The organism is Mycobacterium sp. (assembly GCF_050701675.1).
GTDB lineage: Bacteria > Actinomycetota > Actinomycetes > Mycobacteriales > Mycobacteriaceae > Mycobacterium.
Map to the genome: position 1 here is coordinate 1 of NZ_JBOGDD010000433.1, position 4,243 is coordinate 4,243.

At 62.6% G+C, this 4,243-nt stretch carries 4 protein-coding genes; 3 read left to right on the top strand and 1 reads right to left on the bottom strand.

All coding sequences use genetic code 11. From position 1 onward, the window contains the following. A partial coding sequence (locus tag ACRDUX_RS13110) for a glycogen/starch/alpha-glucan phosphorylase (protein WP_526414459.1) occupies nucleotides 1-733 on the top strand: 733 nt, incomplete at its 5' end. Nucleotides 734-828: 95 nt separating this feature from the next. Here the strand turns inward: ACRDUX_RS13110 and ACRDUX_RS13115 are convergent. Then, a complete protein-coding gene (locus ACRDUX_RS13115) occupies nucleotides 829-1,221 on the bottom strand; it encodes a DUF732 domain-containing protein (protein WP_526414460.1) in 393 nt (130 codons plus the stop codon). Nucleotides 1,222-1,412: 191 nt separating this feature from the next. On the opposite strand from ACRDUX_RS13115, the gene ACRDUX_RS13120 reads away from it, so the two are divergent. Both ACRDUX_RS13120 and ACRDUX_RS13125 read left to right on the top strand, forming a co-directional pair. Further along, nucleotides 1,413-1,841, top strand: coding sequence for an MmpS family transport accessory protein (locus tag ACRDUX_RS13120; RefSeq protein WP_526414461.1), 429 nt, complete (start codon nucleotides 1,413-1,415; stop codon nucleotides 1,839-1,841). Then, a partial coding sequence (locus ACRDUX_RS13125) for an MMPL/RND family transporter (protein WP_526414462.1) occupies nucleotides 1,838-4,243 on the top strand: 2,406 nt, incomplete at its 3' end. The genes ACRDUX_RS13120 and ACRDUX_RS13125, both read left to right, overlap by 4 nt.

Here is a 4,243-nt window from a genome sequence, read left to right on the forward strand (position 1 = left end):
GACGAATCCGGGGCTCGAGATTGCGCCACGCGCCTACGTCTTCGGCGGCAAGGCGGCACCCGGTTATTTCATGGCCAAGCGAATCATCAAGCTGATCAACGCCGTTGGCGAGACGGTCAACAACGACCCCGAGGTCAACCGGTACATGAAGGTGGCCTTCGTGCCCAACTTCAACGTGCAGAACGCCCATCTCATCTATCCCGCGGCCAATCTGTCCGAACAGATCTCGACCGCAGGCAAGGAGGCGTCGGGCACGGGCAACATGAAGTTCATGCTCAACGGAGCGCTGACCATCGGAACGCTGGACGGCGCCAACGTCGAGATCCGCGAAGAGGCGGGGGCCGAGAACTTCTTCCTGTTCGGGCTGACCGAGTCGGAGGTCGAACAGGTCAAGTCCAACGGGTACCGGCCCGCCGACTACATCGACGGCAACGACGAGCTCCGGGCCGTCCTCGGGCTGATCTCCTCCGGGCAGTTCTCGCACGGCGACACCGAGGTGTTCCGTCCGCTGGTCGACAACCTGCGCAACGACGACCCGTTCCTGGTGGTGGCCGACTACGCGTCGTACGTGGAATGTCAGGACAGGGTGGCCGCGGCGTGGCAGGACAAGGATGCGTGGTCGCGGATGTCCATCCTGAACTCGGCCCGCAGTGGAAAGTTCTCATCGGATCGCGCGATCGAGGAGTACTGCGACGACATCTGGAACGTCGGCCCGGTGACGGTCACGGTGTGACGGTTACGTGCAGGTGGACGGCAGAGCGGAGAAGTGCACCGCCGGCCTGCCGTCCACCGTTACGAAGTCGGTTCCGGGCAGGCGCCCGCCCTTCGTTACTGCTCGGCGGGTAGCGGCGCACCCGCAGGCGGGTGCGTCGCTGGGACGTTCCCCGCCAGGCTGTCGACCACGTGCCGCTGATCCGGGCAGTAGAAGTCGATTCCCGCCGAGAGGAACTGGTAGATCTGCTGCTCGGAGCTGCCCCGCGCCAGGTTCTTCTTCAGGAAGACCGCCGCCTCGCCGGCGTTGGCGTCAAGGCCCGTCGACAGCCGCTTGCACTGGATCTTGCCGATCCACGCGTTGTAGTCCTTGGGACCGTAGAGACCATAGGTGTGCAGCTGATTGGTGAAGTCAGTGTCTGGATCGGCGTGCGCCGTGCCTGCCGCGGCCGCAGCCAGCGAGAAGGCGGCAATTGCCGTTGCGAGTCCAGTCCGCGTCAAGGCCTTCATAGCCGGAATCGTATCCCCATTCCAATTGTCTTGCGCAAGTGCTCGACCCAAGGCGGTTGGGTCACACCGTAAAACCGTTGTGCCTGGCGTCACGAAAAAGGCGACGATGGGCGGCACGCCTCGTTAACCACAATACAGTTATATAGGCTAATCTCTCATTTCAATCCAGCGAATCGTTCCGAGTAGGGGTTATGACCAAGGTATTGCGAAGAGCGTGGATACCCATCGTGATCGTGATCGTCCTCCTGGTCGCCGGCTTCACGGTGCACCGGGTACGCACGTTCTTCGGCATGAATCCCATCCTCGTTACACCGAAGAACTTCGCAGACGACGCCGAGCCCTTCAATCCCAAGGTCGTCAAGTACGAGATCTTCGGACCGGGCAGCTACGCGGACATCAACTACCTCGACCTGGACTCCAAGCCGATCCGCGTCGACGGCGCCTCCCTGCCGTGGTCGCTCACGCTGAGCACGACCGCACCGTCGGTCCTGCCGAACATCGTCGCGGCAGGCGACGGTGATTCCATCTCCTGCCGCATCACCGTGGACGACGAAGTCAAGGACGAAAAGACCACCACCGGCGTGAACGCCCAGACCTTCTGCCTGGTGAAGAACGCATGACGACACCCCACGACCGCACATCCGACCACGAGCCAACGACGGACGCGATCCCGACGGCAGGACCGTCCGTGGATCCGACACGCCATCGGCTACCGCAGCTGATCCGCACGCTTGCCCTGCCGATCATCCTCGGCTGGATCATCATCATCGCGCTCGGAAACGTCCTCGTTCCGCAGCTCGAAGAGGTCGGCAAGATGCGGTCGGTGTCGATGAGCCCCAACGACGCGCCGTCGGTCATCTCGATGCAGCACATCGGTGCCACGTTCAAGGAGTTCAAGTCCAACAGCTCGGTCATGATCGTGCTGGAGGGCCAGGACAAGCTCGGCCAGGACGCGCACGACTTCTACGACGGCATGGTCCGCAAGCTCGAGGCCGACACCAAGCACGTCGAGCACGTCAACGACATGTGGAGCGACCCACTGTCGGCGGCGGGTTCGCAGAGCAACGACGGCAAGGCGATGTACGTCCAGGTGTACCTCGCCGGCAATCAGGGTGAGGCCCTGGCCAACGAGTCCGTCGATGCCGTGTCAAAGATCGTGGACGACCTGAAACCACCTGACGGCATCAAGGCCTACGTCACCGGGCCCGCCGCGCTCTCCGCTGATCAGAACATCGCCGGCGACCGCAGCATGCAATTGATCGAGATCGTCACGTTCTCGGTCATCTTGGTCATGCTTCTGCTGGTCTACCGGTCGATCGTCACCGTGCTGATCGTGCTCGTCATGGTGGTGCTCGAACTCGCTGCTGCCCGCGGCATCGTGGCCTTCCTCGGCTATCACCAGATCATCGGCCTCTCGACGTTCGCGACCAACCTGCTGGTCACCCTTGCGATAGCCGCGGCGACCGACTACGCCATCTTCCTGATCGGCCGATATCAGGAAGCGCGAAGTTTGGGCGAAGGCAGAGAAGACGCCTACTTCACGATGTTCAACGGCACCGCGCACGTGGTGCTCGGCTCGGGTCTGACGATCGCAGGCGCGACCTTCTGCCTGAGCTTCACCCGACTGCCCTATTTCCAGACCCTCGGCATTCCGCTGGCCATCGGGATGATCATCGTGGTCGCGTGCGCGCTGACGCTCGGGCCCGCGGTGGTCACCATCGCGAGTCGCTTCGGGCTGCTCGAGCCCAAGCGAGCGCTGCGCACCCGCGGCTGGCGCAAGATCGGCGCGCTCGTCGTGCGCTGGCCCGGCGCGATCCTGGTCGCCACGATCGCGCTGGCACTGATCGGCCTGCTGACGCTGCCCGGGTATCGGACCGACTACAACGACCGGCACTTCCTGCCCGCCGACCTCCCCGCCAATGAGGGCTACGCAGCCGCCGATCGACATTTCTCGCAGGCCCGGATGAATCCCGAGCTGATGATGATCGAGAGCGATCACGACCTGCGAAACTCGGCCGACTTCCTCGTCATCGACAAGATCGCCAAGGCGGTCTTCAAGACGCCGGGAATCGGGCGGGTGCAAGCGATCACCAGGCCGCTGGGAACCCCGATCGAACACACGTCGATCCCGTTCCAGATCAGCATGCAGGGCACGACTCAGCAGATGAACCTGAAGTACCAGCAGGATTCGTTTGCCAGCATGCTCAAGCAGGCCGACGAGATGCAGGGCATGATCGAGAACCTCGAACACATGCTCGTCCTGATGGACCAGCTCAACGCCGTCACCCACGACCTGACGCTGAAGACCAAGGACATGGTCGCGACGACCAACGAGCTGCGCGACAACATCTCGAACTTCGACGACTTCTTCCGCCCGATCCGCGCGTACCTCTACTGGGAGCCGCACTGCTACGACATCCCGCTGTGCTGGGCGACGCGGTCGGTGTTCGACACCCTGGACGGCATCGACGCCCTCAGTGATCAGCTGGGCGGTCTGGTGACGAACCTGGACGCACTGGACAGGCTCATGCCGCAGCTGAGGGCATCGCTGCCACCCATGCTCGCGACGATGAAGTCGATGAAGACCATGATGCTGACGATGTACCAAACCCAAAAGGGTATGTCGGACCAGATGGCGGCGATGCAGGACAACCAGTCCGCGATGGGTGAGGCGTTCGATGCGTCGAAGAACGACGACTCGTTCTATCTGCCGCCCGAGATCTTCAACAATGCCGAGTTCAAGAAGGGCATGAAGAACTTCATCTCCCCCGACGGGCACTCGGTGCGCTTCATCATCAGCCACGAGGGCGATCCGATGAGCGCAGAGGGCATCTCGCACATCGACGCGATCAAGCAGGCCGCCAAGGAAGCCATCAAGGGGACCCCGCTGGAGGGCTCCAAGATCTACCTCGCGGGCACCGCGGCAACCTTCAAGGACATGTCCGACGCCAACCTGTTCGACCTGGTGATCGCCGGCATCGCGTCGTTGGCACTGATCTTCATCATCATGCTGCTCATCACC

Excerpts from the sequence above, each read along its gene's own strand:
- ACRDUX_RS13115 (WP_526414460.1), bottom strand. The coding sequence starts at position 1,221 with ATGAAGGCCTTGACGCGGACTGGACTCGCAACGGCAATTGCCGCCTTC.
- ACRDUX_RS13120 (WP_526414461.1), top strand. The coding sequence starts at position 1,413 with ATGACCAAGGTATTGCGAAGAGCGTGGATACCCATCGTGATCGTGATC.